We start from the raw sequence: 16,562 nt of genomic DNA, 5'->3' as shown, positions 1-16,562 counted from the left end.
GGCTTTAAGCCTGGCGTTGGAGCTGTTGCAGGAGCCAGTTGGCGGCAGCAGTGTTGGTCTGGCTGGCCAGGCGTTCTAGAGCCTGTTCAAGCAGGGCTATCGGCAAGCCTGCCAGCACCTGTGACTGGGCAATGGCTCGATAGCGCCCATCCTCGGCCAGGGCAAAGGCAAAAACACGCCGCCCCTTGACGTCAATGACCCAGTACTCAGGAATGCCCAGACTGGCATAAAGCTGCTTCTGCTCGTCCAGGTCGAGAGCAAGGGTAGTGTCGGCAATCTCGCCCACCAGATCAGGGGGTCTTTGGAAACGCAAATCAATCCGCCGCAGCTCGCCAGCTTGGTACCTGGGGATGTTCTCCCCTTTGTAGAGCACTAGGTCAGGGGCACAGGCATGGGTTTCTGGGTACTCAATCAGACAGCGACCGTAGGACTGCAGGGGCACATCCGGGTGGAGAAAGGCCCAAAACCCAAAAATGATGGTGATGAAATCGCTGACGGAGGCGTGCTCTGGCCCTTCTTTGCCCATGTTGACCCACAGCCAGCCCTGGTAAAAAGAAATCTTCTGCCAGTCCAGGGTGGGATGGTTGCAAATGGTCAGGTAGTCCTGCCAAGTGGCGTCGTGCCGCTCGAGGATAGGGGGGGTGGCTGGCTTTGAGGCAAGAACCATCGCTCTCCCCTCACAGGGTAGGGGAACTTCCCCTCAAGCCTATCACCCGTCCTGGCAAAGTCGCTGCTTCCGCTCCTGAGAAGCAGGCTGGGCTGGCCAGAAGCCTCACAAGGAGACATCAGCTGGGATCCCTACCTTGGCAGCGGGTCTTTGCGCCAAGCCTGGGGCTGTTGGAACTTGTACAGATCCCGGATCAGCCGCACCCAGCCATCGGCCATGGACTCCACCAAAAGTTTGCCTTTTTCCGGCGTGGCGGCCGTGGCATCCCCCAGGACACCACTCCGGCTGAGGTCGCGAGTTGTCCAGGCAAAAGAGATCCGCCCTTCCAGACTAATCAGGCTGTCTTCCGGCAGATCCTGAGGGTACTCGCAGACCAAGCGGTCAGTTCGCACTGTCTCGGGCAACAGGTACATCAGCATGCTGGTCTCGCCATCGCCAGCGTGAATGCCCAATTCCCGCTCTTTTTCCGTCATCAGCTCCTGGCCTTGGTGGGGAACGCGCCAGACGGAGATGGGGAAAAGCAGGAAGTCTTCGTACTTCTGGTGCAGGTCGCGGGCCACAATCTGCAGCACCTCAGGTTGGCCACCGTGGGAGTTGAGGAACACCAGCTTGCGAAACCCGGCCCGGTAAATGCTTTCAGCCACTTCGGTTAGCAGGGCCATCAGGGTTTGGGCTGAGAGGGTGATGGTGCCTGGGAAATGCCAGTGCTCGTTGGCCTTGCCATAGCACTGGGTAGGCAGAACGTAAGCGGGGATCTCCGGCTCCAGTTTTTCCATAGCCCGCCCGATGATTGCCGTGCCGATGCAGGCATCTACCACCAAGGGCAGGTGGGGCCCATGCTGCTCGATCGAGGCTACGGGCTGGATGATCACCACCTTCTCTTTGTTGGGCATGGCCTGGATCTCCGTCCAGGTCAGGTAGGGAAAAAAGCGGTGGGGCGGGATAAAGGTGTGCATCATGGCGGGATCCGTCCAAGTCTGCTAAAGAAGCTACCTGCCACCATGCCACAAGATTGGCGATCCCCTCGCAGAACCCGAGAAGACGTAAGATCCGGTGGAGTTTGTCTCGTTCGTTCCTCAGGGAAAGCCTGCCGTCCCATGACGCTATGGCCCTGTCTGCCTGCTCAATGTGGCTCCAGTGAGGAGCCCCCCCTTAGAGGACGTCCTCTGCCGGCTGGGACAGAAGTAGAGAGTGCCCCCACCTCGCCCCGCCGCCTTCTAGCTCTGCCGGGGCCGCAAGCCACGCTCTATGGGGAGCTGATTCAGGTTTCTCTTCACCCTCTTGAGGCGGGATCCCCAGCCCTCCTCTGGGTACGGCCCCTATTGCTCCAGCAGGGATCCCAAGTGTGGAACCTGCGATCCACCTCGGACTTGCTCTGGCCGGCTGACGGCTTTGTTGCGGCCTACGCCGAGGAGGTACTGCCCCTGCTCGAGCAGGCCAGGGATCCCTCGCCCCATGAGGCCCGCCAGTGGCTGCAGATCTTCTTGCAGCAGGTCTGGCAGAGCTAGGCTTTCAGGGACTCCGTTCCGCTGTCGCCAACGGCTAAGCTCTGCAGAGCCGATTCCAACCGCACCAGCGCCTCGTCAATCTCCTTTGGCGTGACGATCAAGGGGGGCACAAAGCGCACCACCTGGGATCCTGCTGGCACCAGCAGTAGTCCCTGCTCCAGGGCCGCCCTGACCACCTCAGCCGCCGGGATCCGCAGGACCAGGCCCTGGATCAGGCCCCAGCCGCGCACCTCTTGCACAAGCTGGGGGAACTGCTCCGCCAAGCGGGATAGACCCTGGCGCAGATAGTCCCCCGTCTGCTGGGCATTCCACACCAAGCTCTCCGCCATTAGGGTGTGGCAAACCGCCAAGCCCACCGCACAGGCTAAAGGATTGCCGCCAAAGGTGCTGGCGTGATCCCCCGGCTGAAACACGGCACAAAACTCTTTGGCCAAGAGGGCGCCAATCGGGATCCCACCCGCCAAGCCCTTGGCCAGGGTAAACACATCCGGCTCGATTCCCAGGTTGCAGTAGCCCCAGAGCCTGCCGGTGCGGCCCATCCCCACCTGCACCTCATCCAACATCAGCAGAATGCCCCGCTCACTGCAGACCCGGCGCAGCCACTGGAAGTAGGCGGGATCCCCTGGCACAACCCCTCCCTCCCCCTGCAGCGGCTCCAGGAGCACGGCACACACCCGCTCGCCCCAGCGCTCCAGCACCGCCGCCGTACCCTCGATATCGTTGTAGGGAACGTAATCAAAGCCGGGCACCAAGGGAGCAAAGTCTTTCTGGTACTTGGGCTGGCCGGTGGCCGTGAGGGCAGCCAGGGTGCGTCCATGAAAGCTGGCCTGGGCGGTGAGGATCACCGGATCTTGGATCCCGCGTACCGTATGGGCGTATTTGCGGGCCAGCTTGATGGCGCCTTCATTGGCTTCTGCCCCCGAGTTGCAGAAAAACACCTTGTCAGCACAGGAGTGCTGGGTCAGCCATTGGGCCAGTTGCGCCTGGGGTCGGTTGTAGTAGAGGTTGGAAACATGGTGCAACTGCTGTGCCTGCTGGGTGAGGGCCTGAATCCAAGCGGGGTGGGCATGTCCCAGGGTGCAGGTAGCAATGCCTGCCACAAAATCCAGGTACTCCCGTCCCTCCTCATCCCAAACCCGGCAGCCTTCCCCCCGCACCAAGGTCAAAGGGTAGCGAGCATAGGTGGACATCACATGCCGATTGAACAGCTCGGCGGTTGTCGCGGATCCCAAGGTGGCATCAACGCTTAGCGGCGGCATGGCAGAGGGACAATAGGCAGTGCTTTGAGTGTATCACTCTGGTCGGGGATGATACTCTGGCAAGGAGATCCACACCCATGGGGCGACGGGGGGTAACAGTCTGGTTTACGGGGCTAAGTGGGGCAGGCAAAACCACCCTCAGCTGCGGCGTGGCCCAGCAGTTGCAGGCTCTGGGGCTGCCGGTGGAAGTGCTCGACGGCGACCTGGTGCGGCAACACCTCACCAAAGGGCTGGGGTTTAGCAAAGAAGATCGGGATGAGAACGTTCGCCGCATTGGCTTTGTGGCCGAGATGCTGACCCGCCAGGGGGTAATCGTGCTGGTGTCAGCCATCTCCCCCTACCGGGCCACCCGGCAAGAGGTGCGGCAGCGCATCGGCAACTTCATCGAGGTCTTTGTAGATGCCCCCCTGGAGGTGTGCGAGCAGCGCGATGTCAAGGGCCTCTACCGCAAAGCGCGGGCAGGGCTCATCCAGCACTTTACCGGCATCGACGATCCCTACGAGCCGCCGGAATACCCGGAGGTGGTGTGCAAAACCGCTGAGCAAAGCATCTCTGAGTGTATTGAGCTGGTGATGCACAGCCTAAAAAGCCGCGGCTATCTCCCTTAGAGCTCTCGCTTCTTGGGGCAAGCGTGAACCTGGCGGATCGGGGATCCCTTGTGGGAAGATGTAAACAAGCATTTCGTTGCTAAGAAGCAAGGTAGCTATGGCAGTTATTCGTGGCGGACGAACCTCTGTGCTGCGGGGCAGTAGCGAAGGAAACCCTGCCAAGTTTCTGGAAATGGCCAGCTCTCTAATCAACCTCCGCACCCGCCAAGGCAGTGGCAAAAAGGTTCAAGATCGCTCCTCCTACGGCAAAGCAGGCAGCCCCCAAGAGTTTCTGCAGATGGCCATCGAGTTGCGTCAATCCCTAGAGCAACGGGGACGGTAGCCATCTCCCTAAGCTAGGGATCCCCGTCCGGCTAACCTGGCCGGGCGCTTTTGTTTCTGCTCTTTGACTTCAGGCTCTGCAGCTCCTTAGCCACGGGGAAGAATAACCAGCCAATCTTGGGGGGGGTGCAAGCAACATGCAGAACAAAGGCTTTTGGCTGGTCGGGATCCTGGGGGTAACCCTGGATCAGGTGACCAAGCGCTGGGCGGCGGAGCGGCTGCTGCCGGGCCCGGAAATCCAGCTATGGCCGGGGGTATTTCACCTCACCTACGTAGAAAACACCGGCGCTGCCTGGAGCCTGTTTGCCGACTCGGCGCAGCTTCTCAAATGGGTCTCGCTGGGGGTGGCAGTAGCCCTGGCGCTTCTAGCCCTGCGCAGCAGCCTTAGCCTTTGGGAGCAGGCAGGCTATGGTCTAGTCTGGGCAGGAGCAGTGGGGAACGGTATCGACCGCTTTCTCAACGGCTACGTAGTGGATTTTTTCAATTTCGTCTGGATTGGCTTCCCCGTGTTTAATCTCGCTGACGTGTGCATCAACCTCGGGGTGGCCTGCCTAGTTGTCGGTCTATGGCAGGGCGGCCCAAAGAAATCCCTGCGCAAATCCGACTAAGCTGCCTATTTACCCCCACCCAACGGTCTTTCCCTCAGCCTGGGAAGGGGAGGGGGGAGCTGGCGGTGCACTCCACCACAACCCCAGAGCTGGCCCCAATCCCAGGAGCAGACCCAACCCCGCCGGCGCGACAATACCTGATCCCAAGCTCATCAGCAGGGCAAAGGCAAAATTGGCTCCATAGAGCACCAGTGGCCCCAGCAACTGGCGGCGGTTGAGGACAGGCTGATCTTTTCCCCAGAGGAGGTTGGCTACAGTCATGAAGGCCGCCCCTGTCAGCATCCAACCGCCGAAGTTTTGCAGCGGCATGCCGAAGAAAGGCCCCGGTTGAAGCCACATCCAGAAGGGAATGGGGCCGCGGGTCATGGCCGGATCTAGCACAAAGTCCCAGGCAGTGAGCAACAGCGCCCCCAACAGGATGGCCTCGAAGTGAATTAGCCAGTGACGCCCTGCCCGCAGCGCCACCCGTGCCAACAGGTAGGCCGATAACCCCACATAGAACCAGGACAAGGGGATCGTAAAAGGAACCAAGCCGGCAATCTTGTAGCCCAGGCCGCTGAGGTAGCCGTAGTTGCCAAAGGGGATCCCCGTGCTGGTGCCCAGCAGCTCGCTAGCGAGGGAGATGCCCACCGCCGGGAGCAAAAACATCAGCAAGCGTCGCACCCCAAGGAGGCGGGATCCCATCAGAGCTGCTGCCAGCGCCCCGCACACCATGTAGGCAACGCCGCCATTGCCCATGCTCCAGGAGAAGGCCTGTAGACCAATAGGGGGCAAACTGGCCACCCACTCAGGATGCGGTACTACCCACAGTAGGCCCACCAGCCCGAAGAGCAAGGAGAGAAGGTGCAAGCCTAGCGCTAGGGCTTCCAACCACCGCCAGATTGCTCCCGACCCAAGGAGAACACCTCGCCGGTGAGAAAACTGGAAAGGCAGGCTAACAAGGACACTAGAGGAAGAGGATAACAGCCAACGCATGAGAAGCTCCCGCAGGGTGGTTGGTCAGAGCTGCCTCGCCTCCCCTAAGCTTGGGCAGCGGCTGAGGAGAAAAGCAGAACGCAGTACCCAAAGCAAACCGCCTGGCCTGCCCAGGGTATTCCTGTTGATATTTTGCTGCCTGTTGTATCAATTTGTAAACATCCTGCCTGGTTTTCCCTTCCCTTCCTCCTGGGCAGGGGAACCCCTAGGGGGAGTGTACGCCCAGTTGAGCCGGGCTGTGGAGCGCCGGGACTGGGCGCAAGCCTTGCGATTAGTGGATCTTTTGCTGAAGCAGTTGCAGGATCCCGCTCTACGTCAGGATCTGGAGAGCTATCGGGGGCAGTTGGAGAGCTATCATCGTGCTCAGGGGGATCCGCCACCACTCCAGTGGCCGCTTTTGCACAAGCCCTTTGTCGGGGAGTTTCCGGTTACCAACCTCTTCGACCACGATGTGCCTCTGAGGGAGGGAGACGGCAATGGGCGGTTTGTCAGCGGACAGGGCCAGGTTTGGACCCCCAGTCCCCAGCACCCCTGCGGCAAAAGCGATGGCCACGCCGGCTACGACTGGGCCATGCCGGTAGGCACTCCCATCCTGGCCGCTGCTGCCGGGCGGGTTACCGTGGCGCGCCCAGAGCCAGAGTTTTTCTGCCCCAGCCTAAGCCGTCCCGTCAGGGGGCTGCGGGTGCGCATCCTGCACGAAGGGGGATCCCCTGGCGGGATCCGCCTGGAAACCCTCTACGCTCACCTTAGCCAAATCTGGGTACACGAGGGGCAGAGGGTGGCAGCTGGAGAGGAGATTGGCCTGTCAGGGGAAAGTGGCTGTGCCAGTGGGCCCCATCTCCACTTTGAGGTGCGCCGCCTTGACCAAACCAATTCCGGCGAGCCCGCCCCCGTCGATCCCTACGGCTGGTTTGGGTCTGACCTCGATCCCTGGAGCATCCATCCCCTGGGAGCCGAGAGCCCCTTTCTTTGGCAGGTGGGCCAAGCCCCCAGCCTGGGATCCTGTTGGCCGCTTCAACAGCTCCCTGGTCATCCTCCCCCGTCTGGAGACCCAGCGGAGTAGCTTGGTAACCATCCGTCCCGCTGGCGCGAAAGGACTCCGTCCCGCTGGCGCGATGAGGGCGGGGCGGAAAAGCAGCACCTACCCTGGTGAAAAACCCGGACAGTGCTGGAAGTCAAAAAGTAAGCAGAACCTTGGGCTCTGTCTTAAGGAACTGTCTAGGGGCGTCTTGATAAGCCTTTACGAGTTCATCTGCGGACTGCATCCCCCAACTAAGGACTACGTCCCGCTTCGCGATTAGTTGGTGGGAGTGTCAACCCTGATCTCTCTCCCTGAGGGAGAAGAGCCAGGGGACAGCCTTGCGGCAATTTGGCCTGGGGGTCTTAGAAGGAGGGAGGCTAAAGATCGCGGCGGACGAAGCCATCTCTCTCCCACTGGTAGAGCGTAGCCCGCAAGTCGCGGCTAGCTCCCGCAACACTGGAGAGAATCAGGATCCCTTGGGGAGTGACCCGCAGGCTGGCGTTGGCTAGATCCGTTACACTCAGCAGTGGCACCAGCCCTTCAGGGCGGTGTTCCAGGATCAAGACCGACCGCAGCAGGCTAATACCCCCTCGCTCGGTGAGGAGCACCAACTTAGGCTGAGGGCTAGGGGTAATATCGGTGCGCAGCTGAGCCTCAATCAGCCGCCCTGGGATCGGCTCAGCCGTGTGGAGCAGGCGAAAATCGTATCCTCCCTGATGTCTGAAGCTGAGGACGCGCACCACCGGCTCCACTGTCGGCTGCCGCTGGATTTCAAACACGGCCACCACATCCTGACGATCGGAAGCGGTGAGGCTGGCCGCAAACAGGCGCAGGTTTTCGCCGCGATTGCCGCGGATGAACTCCCACCAGATGGATTGACGAAAGAGGGCAACAACTCCTTCGCGCGCGCTGCCCCCCTCAGAAACAGCCGGCAACAGCGGAAGCAGCGGCTGGGGGTAGGCAGAGTGAACAGCAAGTGGTAGCGCCAGAGCCAAGGCCGCTCCCCAACTTATCCGAGCCCAGCAATCCAAGGGCTTTCGCATACTTCCCCACTCCTCGACCCTAAGAGAGATTGCCCGGTTCTTCTAAGAGACAGTTGGCGGTTTCCTCAAGCAGGATCTCTAGAACTGGGCCAGGGCAAAAAGCGATAGCCTGCCTCTTCAACCGCAGCAACGATATCTGGCAAAGCTTCTGCAGTATGGGGCCAGCGGTCGTGCAGCAGCAAAACCAGGGGTTGTTCAGAGGCTTTCATCACCGACAACTGGGATCGAACCCGCTCCAAAAGCTGGTCTGCTGTTTGGCCAGCATAGGCATCCTCGGGACTGAGGTTCCAGTAGAGAACCCGATACCCTGCCTGTTCCAAAGCGTGACGTAAAGCAGAGTCTAGGCGAAAACCGCCCGGTGGGCGAACCACTAGTTGGGGATCCAAGCCCAACCTCTTGAGCAGTTGGGTTGTCTGATCCACTTCGGCATAGAATATCTCGTCGCTGCTGTAGAGGCGTCGATAGTCGTGAGTAAACGTGTGGTTGGCTATCGTGTGGTGGTGGGTTTGAATAGCTTTGGCCAGCTCTGGAAAGCGAGAAACGTGATTGCCGATGAGAAAGAATGTAGCCGGCACTTGTAGCTGATCCAAAACTTGCAAAAGGCGAGGTGTGGACTGAGGCCAAGGTCCATCGTCAATGGTGAGAAAGGCAGAGCGAGGTGGCACTTCCAACAAAGGCCCCAGCGCCTCTTCCAAAGGCAGTTGCAAAGGCCGGCTATTTTCCAGCGGATCGAGCAAAGTGGGATCCGCTGTCCAGCCATGCTGCAAAAGGACCTCTACCTGGGCAGGTGCAGGGGTGATCAGCAGGCGCCCAGTCTGTTCGTCTCGGTTGCCCCAGCTCAGCCGATAGGGCAGCCCCGCAGCAACTTCAACCGTTGTCGAGCGGGTGATGACTGCATAGGGAATATCAATTAAATAATGCCCGTTCACCCGCTCTTGGTGAACCCAAGCAGCAGAAGGAGCCGATAGATAAACCAGCAGGTCTTGGGGATTGCTGCCGCGCACAACGCGAACGCTCTCGATCGGGAGAATAGGATCGTATTCTGAGGTTAGAGTCAGGTTCAGATGAAAAAAAGACTGGGCCTCTACCGCGTAGTAATGCAGCCCTACTAATAGGAAAACCAAAAAAAAGATCGCCGCTTTCAGAGAATGCATGGGAATTGCTCGGGGCTTCGCAACAATTATAGGGCAGAAGACCATCCCAAACCCTCAAGAGGGTGGAATGAGCCCAAGCTAAGAGCGCAGGCGCTCTTCCCATTTACGAGCGGGCGAGGCCCGGCGGATGTCCCGCCAAATGGCGGTTGCAGCCAGCGCCCCGTCGGCAACGGCAATCGCCACCTGATTGAGGCCCTGCTTCAAATCCCCTACCGCGAAGAGCCGTGGATGGGTGGTGCGGCACCACTCGTCGGTCACGAGGTTTTCGCCCTGCCAGCGCAAATTGGGGATCCCTTTCAAATAGTCGTTGTGGGATTTGGCTCCCATGGCCACCAGGCCGGTGGTTGCCTCGATGTAGGTGCCATCCTCGAGCTCTACACCCCGCAGCTGGTGGTTCTCGCCCAGAAAGCGGCGAATGGGAGATTCGTAAAGGGGATAGCCGTGCTCCGCCAGTTTTTTGCGCATCTCAGGGCCAACCGAGCACAGGCCGTGGGTCAACACCGAGATATAGGGCGTAAACCAGTTGAGGACAAAAGCCGTATTAATTCGATCTTCTGAATTGACAATCAAAACTGCCTTCTGATCCCGCATTTCGTAACCATCGCAGATCATGCAGACATGAAGCGAGTAGCCTGCATATTCGTAGACATTTTGCATATCAGGCAATTGGGGCAAATAATCGATAATGCCCGTTGCTGCAATCAAATATTTGCTGCGAAAAACAGGGTAGATACTGTTGACTTTTCCCACTTTGACCTTGACAGCAAAAAGGTCTCCCTCATCTGTGACATCTTCCACAAAGCCCCCTAGATAGTCCACCCCCAAGCTGAGGGCGTGCTCCCTTCCCTGTCGCAACAGCTCTCGTCCCGGCGTGTTTGGCGGCAGGCCCAGATAGTTGCGCAAATCCTGCATCCAGAAAGAGCGGCCTCTGCCCTTTTCCACCACCAGGCAGCTTAAGCCGTAGCGGGCCAGGTAAATGGCTGCCGACAGCCCCCCTGCGCCACCACCGGCAACAATAACGTCGTAGATTTTGTTCAGGCCAACTTCTAGGTTCCTGCTGTCCAGTTTCATAGACGGGATCCCCCCCCAAGCTTTCTACCGGATAAGATTGCGGCCCCAACAAGAAATCCGCAGCTCTAACTATCCTGTTCACGCCTCCCCTCTCTATTGAGGCTGAGGCGTGTCGAAGGGTGAAGGGAGCAGTCCCAGCAGCCGTCCTAGAATGGGGGCTGAACCCTCTGTTAGGAGAAGAGCCCTATGCCTGGCATCTTAGCCGCCCTTGCCCTCATCTTTATCGGCTACCTGTTCAACTCGGTCAAGATCATCAGCCAAGGCTATGAAGCACTGGTAGAGCGTTTGGGGAGGTTTCACCGCAAGCTGACACCCGGGTTGCACATCATTTTTCCTCCCATCGACAGGATTGTGTTCAAGGAAACTATCCGCGAGAAGGTGCTGGACGTGCCGCCGCAGCAGTGCATCACCAGCGACAACGTTTCCCTGATGGCGGATGCGGTGGTTTACTGGCGTATCACGGATATGATCAAGGCCCGCTACGCCGTAGAGGATGTGCAGCGGGCTTTGGTGAACTTGGTGCTAACGGCGCTGCGGGCGGAGATTGGCCGCATGGACTTGGATCAGACCTTTTCCTCCCGCGCCGAGATCAACGCCCGCCTTCTGGCAGAGCTGGATGAGGCCACGGATCCCTGGGGGATCAAGATCACCCGCGTGGAAGTTAGGGATATTCAACCCTCCAAGACGGTGCAGGATTCAATGGAAAAGCAGATGGCTGCCGAGCGGGAGAAGCGGGCCGCCATCCTCAGGTCGGAAGGGGAGCAGCAGGCCAGCATTAACCAAGCGGCAGGGGCTGCCAAAGCCCAACTCCTGCGGGCAGAAGCCGAAAAACGGCAGCGACTGCTCTTGGCCGAGGGTACTGCTGAGGCCATCAGAACCATCGCCGCTGCCTTGCAAGAGCACCCCCAGGCGGCCAACGCCTTGCAATACCTGATGGCCCAAAACTACATCGATATGGGCCTCAAGGTGGGCAGCAGCCCCAGCGCCAAGGTAATCTTTATCGATCCCAATTCCATCCCCGGCACCCTGCAAGGGTTGCTTTCGATGGTGGACATCTCCAAAGTTAGCCAGGGATCCAGCTCCCCAACTTCCGAGGTCCCGCAATTGCGTACTTCGGCGGCGCCCTCGTCTAACCTTGAGATCCCTTCGCTTGATTCTTGAAAGTCAACGCCATGTCTGTAGATCCCGCTTGGTTGTTGGTGGGACAGGTGGTGGCCGCTCATGGCCTGCGGGGCTGGCTGCGGGTCAAGTGTTGGTCGGATTTTCCGGAGCGCCTCACCCAGCCAGGGCCCCGCTGGCTGCAGCGAGCCACAGACCCTGAGCCGCTGCTGCATTCCCTAGTTGAGGGGCAGTTTTTTCCTGGCAAGGGCCTCTACCTAGTGCGGCTAGAAGGGATTTCCAATCGGACGGCGGCAGAGGCTTGGGTGGGAGCTAAGGTGCTGGTGCCAGCTTCCCAGCGCCCGTCCCTGGGACCGGAGGAGTACCACTACCGCGATCTCATCGGCCTGGCCGTCTACCATCAGGGGCACCTGCTGGGGCATGTCTCGGCAATCTGGGCTGTCGGCCAAGATGTGCTGGAGATCTCCACCCCCGACCAGCGGCAGGTGTTGATCCCCTTCGTCAAAGCTCTGGTGCCGGTTGTGGACCTGGAAAAAGGTGAGCTGCAGGTGCAGCCGCCGCCGGGCTTGCTGGAGAGCTTCCTTGGCCAAAACAGATAACTCTCCTGCATCCCCTAGCCAAGTCGGCCCTCAGAGGCCGCTCTTTTGCCCTTCTAGGCTTTTGTGCTATCATGGCAGCGTATTTTGGGGGTACTGGCCCCACTCTGGCCTTAGAGGTCAATTTTTCCGGACTCGTGTTAGCGGGGCTGCGGTTGCTTTTCCACTGGGGTTGAAAATGACAGAAAACTACGGTGCAGAGCAGATCCAAGTTCTAGAAGGCTTGGAGGCTGTGCGCAGGCGGCCTGGTATGTACATTGGCTCTACTGGGCCGAAGGGATTGCACCACCTGGTGTACGAGGTGGTGGACAACTCCGTCGATGAGGCCCTGGCCGGCTACTGCGACGAGATTCAGGTTACCCTCTACCCCGATGGCTCGGTGTCGGTGCTGGACAATGGCCGCGGCATCCCAGTAGATATCCACCCCAAAACCGGTCAGTCGGCGTTGGTAACTGTCATGACCGTACTGCACGCCGGCGGGAAGTTTGGAGGAGGCGGCTACAAGGTCTCCGGTGGACTGCACGGCGTTGGGGTGTCGGTGGTGAATGCCCTCTCGGAGTGGTTGGAGGCCAGAGTCTGGCGGGAGGGCAGGGTTTACTTCCAGCGCTTTGAGCGGGGGGCGGCGGTGGGATCCCTCAAGTCCGAGCCGCAGCCGGCAGGGGCCCAGCGGCGGGGTACCGAGGTGCGCTTTAAGCCGGATGAGCTTATCTTCCCGGAGCGGGAGTTTGACTATGCCGTGCTGGCTGCTCGTCTGCGGGAGCTGGCCTATCTCAATGCCGGCTTGAAAATCATCTTTAGCGATCTGCGGCGGGATCCGCCTCAGCGGGAAGTCTATCAATTTGCGGGCGGCATCCGGGAATATGTGGCCTTTATCAACCAAGAAAAGACCCCCATCCACCCCGAGATCATCTATGTGCGCGGGGAGCGGGATGGCGTTGAGGTGGAAGCAGCCTTGCAGTGGTGTGCGGATGTCTACACCGACACGGTAATTGGCTTTGCCAACAACATCCGTACCACCGAAGGGGGCACCCACTTGGAGGGATTGAAGACTGCCCTTACCCTTACCATCAACAGCCAAGCCCGCAAGCTGAACAAGCTCAAAGAGTCCGACAGCAACCTGGCGGGAGAAAACGTGCGGGAGGGCCTGACGGCCATCCTCTCGGTCAAGGTGCCCAACCCTGAGTTTGAGGGGCAAACCAAAACCAAGCTGGGCAACACCGAGGTGCGGGGCATTGTCCAAACCCTTGTCTCGGAGGCCCTCGCGGAATATCTGGAGTTCAACCCCAACGTGGCGAGGGGGATCGTCGATAAGGCCATCCAGTCCTTCAACGCGGCCGAAGCTGCCCGCCGGGCCCGGGAGCTGGTACGCCGCAAGTCGGCTCTGGAATCTTCCACACTGCCGGGGAAACTGGCTGACTGCAGTTGCCGGGATCCGGCGGAGTCAGAGGTGTACTTGGTGGAGGGCGACTCGGCAGGGGGCAGCGCCAAGCAGGGACGGGATCGCCAGTTTCAGGCGGTGCTGCCTTTGCGGGGCAAGATCCTCAACATCGAGAAGGCGGATCCCGCCAAGATCTACAAAAACGCCGAGATTCAGGCCCTGATTACAGCGCTGGGCCTGGGGGTCAAGGGCGAGGAGTTCGATCCCAGCCAACTGCGCTACCACCGCATCATCCTCATGACCGACGCCGATGTGGATGGCAGTCACATCCGCACTCTGCTGCTTACCTTCTTTTACCGCTATCAGAAGGCGCTCTTGGAGCAGGGCTACGTCTACATTGCCTGCCCGCCCCTCTATAAGATTGAGTGGGGCCGCAACAACGTGCGCTACTGCTACAACGAGGCCGAGAAAGAGCAAGTCCTGCGCAGCCTGCCGGCCAACACCAAGTACACCATCCAGCGCTTCAAGGGCTTGGGGGAAATGATGCCAGAGCAGCTCTGGGAAACCACCATGAACCCGGCAACGCGCGTCCTCAAGCAGATTACCATCGAAGACGCCGCAGAGGCGGATCGCATTTTCACCATCCTCATGGGGGATGCCGTTGGCCCCCGGCGGGAGTTCATCGAGGCCCACAGCGGCCAGTTGGAGCTGGCGGCTCTGGATATTTGATTGGGATTAGTCCACGGAGGAGATGTGGTAGCTGCCATCGGCCTGCACCCAGGCAATCTCCGGGATCCGGCACTGGCGGGCATAGGCCTCGATTTCTTCGGGGGAGCGATCCAGCAGCTCCAGCTCCACCGCCTCTGACTCCCGCCAGCGGGCGGCCAAGGCCAGCGCTGCCGGGATCCCTGCCGGCACCAGCGGCACCACTAAGCGCCTACAGGCGGTTGCCTCAGGCTGGGGATCAGGGGGCAAAAGCCGCAGCAGGGTATCCGGCAGGAGGGTAAAGCCGATCCCTGGCTGCTCAACTTGCTGCGGACTGTAGAGGGCATAGAGCTGGTCGTAGCGCCCGCCTAGAGCAATGACCTCTCCCCCCACCACTGCCTGGAAGACAACGCCGGTGTAGTAGGCCAGAGTTTGCAGCAAGCTTAGATCCAGCACCACCCGCACCTGCTGGGCTTCCAGGATCTGGCACAACTGCCGCAGATCCCGCAACCGCTCCGGGGGCACAGGAAGCTGGGCAAGCTGAGGTAGGACCTGCTCAGGCTGGCCGCGCAATCCCAGAATCTGCAAGCCAATCTGGCGGGCCGCCTCTGGCAGAGGAGCCGATTCCAGGTAAACGTAGTCAAGCTGGGCAATGGCGCGGCGCACTGCTGCCTGGGCCTTGGGAGCCACGGCGTTGAGCAGGCTCTCGGTCAGGCCCACATCTCCCAATAGCAGCGTCCAGCTGCGGATGCCAACAGCGCGCACGCAATCGGCCAAAAGCAGCAAGATCTCAGCGTCGGCCAACCATCCTCCCGCGCCAATGAGCTCCACCCCCGACTGGAAAAACTCCTGGCTGCTGTAGGATCCCTCCTCCCGCTGGCTGTTGCGGAAGACACTGCCGTGGTAATAAAGCCGCAGGGGCAGAGGCCCGCCCGCCAGCCGGGTAGCCGCTGCCCGCACAATGGAGGCAGTAAACTCGGGACGCAGCCCCAGCATTGTCCCTTCCCCATCCCGCAGTTGCAGCACGGCTTCGCCGCGGATGGATCCCCCCGCCAGCAGGGTCTCTAACCGCTCTAAGGTGGGGGTGATGATGCGTTGGTAGCCGTAGCGGCGAAAAACCTCGGTTAGTTGCGCCTCCAGCCTTTCTCGCCGCTGGACTTCCCGCGGCAAGAAGTCGCGGACGCCACTGGGGGGGCGTAGGGAACTGGCTTCAGGGCGAAGGTCCCGCAGCCACTCTGCACCGCCGGGGCAGTCGTACACAGGCCAACTCCGACAGGCTGTCCTGCCGCATCCTACCACTGGAGTAGAGCAGATTAAGTCTCCTCCGCAAGAGGCCGGGGAAAGTCAGGCCACGTCCAGAGGGGATCGGTGGAACGCACCCGGTGCATCCCCGCTGCCGCAAAGCGGGCAAAGGCCGCCTCCGCCTGCTCGCTAAAGTCAACCACGCCGGGGATCACTACCGGCGAGGTGCAGTCTTCCAGAAGGTAGACCCTCCTGGCTAGGCTGGGATCTCTGGCCTGAATCTCCTGCAGTAGGTCGCTCACCGTCCAGGCAACGCAGTGGCTTTTGGCTTGGCCAGCTACAATGAGGGCATCAAATTCCAGGAGGTGGCGGATAAGGGATTCATTTTTCTCGCCGACGGGATCCCCCTCCGGCCCTGTCAAGACCTCCGGGCTGAGGGCAGAGTAATTTTCCGTCAGGGGGCTGGCCCCCTTGAGCTGGAAGCTAGGCTGGCTGCCGCGGGCAATGGCGTGGAAGAAGATCGCCTCCTCCACTGCCGGTACCAGGGCATGGCCAATCCCCCCTAGCATGGAATGGTAGGGCCAGACAATGAGGGGATATTTCCCCCCTTTCTCCAGTTGCTCGGCATAGTGGAGGGCATAGGCCTGCAGCCGCGTCAGATCCCCCTGGGTGAGGTTGGCGGCCATGGCAGGGTTGACCCGCCAACGTCCTGAGCGAATCTCGGCTGCCGAGATGGCGGTAGCCGGCTCGGGATGGGATCCCTGGGCGTCTACCCAGAAGATGGGGTGGAAGATCTGCATCGCCGTGTGGGTGTCCAGAGTAGCCACGATCTGGGTGATGTGGGCAAGGTTGCGGTAGATGAATTGGCACAGGCGGCAGTTGTCCTCCACCGCCCCCAAGCCGCTGGGGCCGCCCACAAACAGCTCGAAGCCAGGAATGCAGAAGGTGTTTTGCACATCAATCAGCAACAGGCCCACCCGTACCCGATCGAATTCCGCCGGGGGAATGTGGTGCTCCTGGGCCCAGCGCTCTGCCTCTGGGGCCCGCTGCTGGTAGGGCACCCGCCAAATCTCCCCCACCCGCTCAGGAGCAAAGTGGGAGGGCACAGGCAGAGTTGACAGCACTGGCGGTGTCAAGGGTGGAGCGGGGGTGTCCATGGCACTTCCCATAGCCAAGCTTTTGCTGCCTTGCAGGGTAGGGATCCCTGGCAGGCTGGACTTGCTACCATGGTAGCTCCAACTGGGGCAACGGCTTCTCTGCCTTTCCCCACGGGCGTTGCCTCTCTGG

The 16,562-nt window shown here is 60.3% G+C and carries 17 protein-coding genes; 8 read left to right on the top strand and 9 right to left on the bottom strand.

The annotated features are described in order from the left end of the window. Positions 1-4: 4 nt before the first annotated feature. Together NW830_RS04960 and NW830_RS04955 are read right to left on the bottom strand one after the other, a co-directional pair. Positions 5-667 (bottom strand): Uma2 family endonuclease, encoded by a 663-nt coding sequence (locus tag NW830_RS04960; RefSeq protein ID WP_414404585.1) that lies wholly within the window; start codon positions 665-667, stop codon positions 5-7. A 131-nt stretch (positions 668-798) separates the two neighbouring features. Then, a complete protein-coding gene (locus NW830_RS04955; protein ID WP_414360801.1) occupies positions 799-1,623 on the bottom strand; it encodes a creatininase family protein in 825 nt (274 codons plus the stop codon). A gap of 141 nt (positions 1,624-1,764) precedes the next feature. On the opposite strand from NW830_RS04955, the gene NW830_RS04950 reads away from it, so the two are divergent. Beyond that, a complete protein-coding gene (locus NW830_RS04950; RefSeq protein WP_414360408.1) occupies positions 1,765-2,175 on the top strand; it encodes a hypothetical protein in 411 nt (136 codons plus the stop codon). On the opposite strand, the gene NW830_RS04945 is transcribed toward NW830_RS04950, so the two are convergent. Continuing rightward, entirely contained in the window at positions 2,172-3,434 is a 1,263-nt protein-coding gene (locus NW830_RS04945; RefSeq protein ID WP_414403947.1) for an aspartate aminotransferase family protein, read from the bottom strand. The genes NW830_RS04950 and NW830_RS04945 overlap by 4 nt on opposite strands. Positions 3,435-3,511: 77 nt before the next feature. Between NW830_RS04945 and cysC the strand changes: the two genes are divergently transcribed. The 3 genes from cysC to lspA all read left to right on the top strand — a co-directional run bounded on the left by cysC (position 3,512) and on the right by lspA (position 4,971). Then, positions 3,512-4,042 (top strand): adenylyl-sulfate kinase, encoded by a 531-nt coding sequence (gene cysC, locus NW830_RS04940; RefSeq protein ID WP_414404584.1) that lies wholly within the window; start codon positions 3,512-3,514, stop codon positions 4,040-4,042. Positions 4,043-4,139: 97 nt separating this feature from the next. Then, positions 4,140-4,364 carry a hypothetical protein gene (locus NW830_RS04935; protein ID WP_414404583.1) on the top strand — a complete coding sequence of 75 codons (225 nt, stop codon included), beginning with the start codon at positions 4,140-4,142 and terminating at the stop codon, positions 4,362-4,364. A 136-nt stretch (positions 4,365-4,500) separates the two neighbouring features. Beyond that, a complete protein-coding gene (lspA, locus tag NW830_RS04930; RefSeq protein WP_414404582.1) occupies positions 4,501-4,971 on the top strand; it encodes a signal peptidase II in 471 nt (156 codons plus the stop codon). A 9-nt stretch (positions 4,972-4,980) separates the two neighbouring features. Here lspA and NW830_RS04925 read toward each other — a convergent pair whose 3' ends face one another. Beyond that, positions 4,981-5,946 (bottom strand): carotenoid biosynthesis protein, encoded by a 966-nt coding sequence (locus NW830_RS04925; protein WP_414404581.1) that lies wholly within the window; start codon positions 5,944-5,946, stop codon positions 4,981-4,983. Between the two features lie 214 nt (positions 5,947-6,160). Here NW830_RS04925 and NW830_RS04920 point away from each other — a divergent pair, with 214 nt between their 5' ends. Next, the gene (locus tag NW830_RS04920; protein ID WP_414404580.1) at positions 6,161-7,009 is read left to right on the top strand and encodes a M23 family metallopeptidase; all 849 of its coding nucleotides are present in this window, start codon (positions 6,161-6,163) and stop codon (positions 7,007-7,009) included. A gap of 335 nt (positions 7,010-7,344) precedes the next feature. Here NW830_RS04920 and NW830_RS04915 read toward each other — a convergent pair whose 3' ends face one another. The 3 genes from NW830_RS04915 to NW830_RS04905 all read right to left on the bottom strand — a co-directional run bounded on the left by NW830_RS04915 (position 7,345) and on the right by NW830_RS04905 (position 10,235). Then, positions 7,345-7,962: a hypothetical protein gene (locus NW830_RS04915; protein WP_414360424.1), complete on the bottom strand. Its 618-nt coding sequence runs from the start codon at positions 7,960-7,962 to the stop codon at positions 7,345-7,347. A gap of 113 nt (positions 7,963-8,075) precedes the next feature. Further along, positions 8,076-9,164: a polysaccharide deacetylase family protein gene (locus NW830_RS04910; protein ID WP_414404579.1), complete on the bottom strand. Its 1,089-nt coding sequence runs from the start codon at positions 9,162-9,164 to the stop codon at positions 8,076-8,078. A gap of 78 nt (positions 9,165-9,242) precedes the next feature. Then, positions 9,243-10,235, bottom strand: a complete 993-nt coding sequence (locus NW830_RS04905; protein WP_414360428.1) for an NAD(P)/FAD-dependent oxidoreductase — start codon at positions 10,233-10,235, stop codon at positions 9,243-9,245. Positions 10,236-10,421: 186 nt separating this feature from the next. On the opposite strand from NW830_RS04905, the gene NW830_RS04900 reads away from it, so the two are divergent. The 3 genes from NW830_RS04900 to gyrB all read left to right on the top strand — a co-directional run bounded on the left by NW830_RS04900 (position 10,422) and on the right by gyrB (position 14,057). Further along, positions 10,422-11,396 carry an SPFH domain-containing protein gene (locus tag NW830_RS04900; RefSeq protein ID WP_414404578.1) on the top strand — a complete coding sequence of 325 codons (975 nt, stop codon included), beginning with the start codon at positions 10,422-10,424 and terminating at the stop codon, positions 11,394-11,396. Between the two features lie 11 nt (positions 11,397-11,407). Beyond that, positions 11,408-11,953 carry a ribosome maturation factor RimM gene (rimM, locus tag NW830_RS04895; protein WP_414360432.1) on the top strand — a complete coding sequence of 182 codons (546 nt, stop codon included), beginning with the start codon at positions 11,408-11,410 and terminating at the stop codon, positions 11,951-11,953. Positions 11,954-12,128: 175 nt separating this feature from the next. Beyond that, a complete protein-coding gene (gene gyrB / locus NW830_RS04890; protein ID WP_414403952.1) occupies positions 12,129-14,057 on the top strand; it encodes a DNA topoisomerase (ATP-hydrolyzing) subunit B in 1,929 nt (642 codons plus the stop codon). Between the two features lie 6 nt (positions 14,058-14,063). On the opposite strand, the gene NW830_RS04885 is transcribed toward gyrB, so the two are convergent. Together NW830_RS04885 and NW830_RS04880 are read right to left on the bottom strand one after the other, a co-directional pair. After that, positions 14,064-15,293 carry an ATP phosphoribosyltransferase regulatory subunit gene (locus NW830_RS04885; RefSeq protein ID WP_414404577.1) on the bottom strand — a complete coding sequence of 410 codons (1,230 nt, stop codon included), beginning with the start codon at positions 15,291-15,293 and terminating at the stop codon, positions 14,064-14,066. A gap of 53 nt (positions 15,294-15,346) precedes the next feature. Next, complete coding sequence (locus NW830_RS04880) at positions 15,347-16,432, bottom strand: isochorismatase (protein ID WP_414404576.1); 1,086 nt, start codon at positions 16,430-16,432, stop codon at positions 15,347-15,349. Between the last annotated feature and the right edge of the window lie 130 nt (positions 16,433-16,562).

It is taken from the genome of Synechococcus sp. OH30 (assembly GCF_047462175.1).
GTDB lineage: Bacteria > Cyanobacteriota > Cyanobacteriia > Thermostichales > Thermostichaceae > Thermostichus.
Note: the sequence above shows the minus strand (reverse complement) of the source record. Positions and strands in the feature narration are given on the sequence as shown.

Bases quoted from the DNA above. Each gene is read 5' to 3' on its own strand.
- NW830_RS04960 (WP_414404585.1), bottom strand. From the start codon at position 667: ATGGTTCTTGCCTCAAAGCCAGCCACCCCCCCTATCCTCGAGCGGCAC.
- NW830_RS04910 (WP_414404579.1), bottom strand. From the start codon at position 9,164: ATGCATTCTCTGAAAGCGGCGATCTTTTTTTTGGTTTTCCTATTAGTA.
- rimM (WP_414360432.1), top strand. From the start codon at position 11,408: ATGTCTGTAGATCCCGCTTGGTTGTTGGTGGGACAGGTGGTGGCCGCT.
- NW830_RS04945 (WP_414403947.1), bottom strand. From the start codon at position 3,434: ATGCCGCCGCTAAGCGTTGATGCCACCTTGGGATCCGCGACAACCGCC.
- NW830_RS04950 (WP_414360408.1), top strand. From the start codon at position 1,765: ATGACGCTATGGCCCTGTCTGCCTGCTCAATGTGGCTCCAGTGAGGAG.
- NW830_RS04900 (WP_414404578.1), top strand. From the start codon at position 10,422: ATGCCTGGCATCTTAGCCGCCCTTGCCCTCATCTTTATCGGCTACCTG.
- NW830_RS04955 (WP_414360801.1), bottom strand. From the start codon at position 1,623: ATGCACACCTTTATCCCGCCCCACCGCTTTTTTCCCTACCTGACCTGG.
- NW830_RS04880 (WP_414404576.1), bottom strand. From the start codon at position 16,432: ATGGACACCCCCGCTCCACCCTTGACACCGCCAGTGCTGTCAACTCTG.
- NW830_RS04935 (WP_414404583.1), top strand. From the start codon at position 4,140: ATGGCAGTTATTCGTGGCGGACGAACCTCTGTGCTGCGGGGCAGTAGC.
- lspA (WP_414404582.1), top strand. From the start codon at position 4,501: ATGCAGAACAAAGGCTTTTGGCTGGTCGGGATCCTGGGGGTAACCCTG.
- NW830_RS04905 (WP_414360428.1), bottom strand. From the start codon at position 10,235: ATGAAACTGGACAGCAGGAACCTAGAAGTTGGCCTGAACAAAATCTAC.
- NW830_RS04925 (WP_414404581.1), bottom strand. From the start codon at position 5,946: ATGCGTTGGCTGTTATCCTCTTCCTCTAGTGTCCTTGTTAGCCTGCCT.
- cysC (WP_414404584.1), top strand. From the start codon at position 3,512: ATGGGGCGACGGGGGGTAACAGTCTGGTTTACGGGGCTAAGTGGGGCA.
- gyrB (WP_414403952.1), top strand. From the start codon at position 12,129: ATGACAGAAAACTACGGTGCAGAGCAGATCCAAGTTCTAGAAGGCTTG.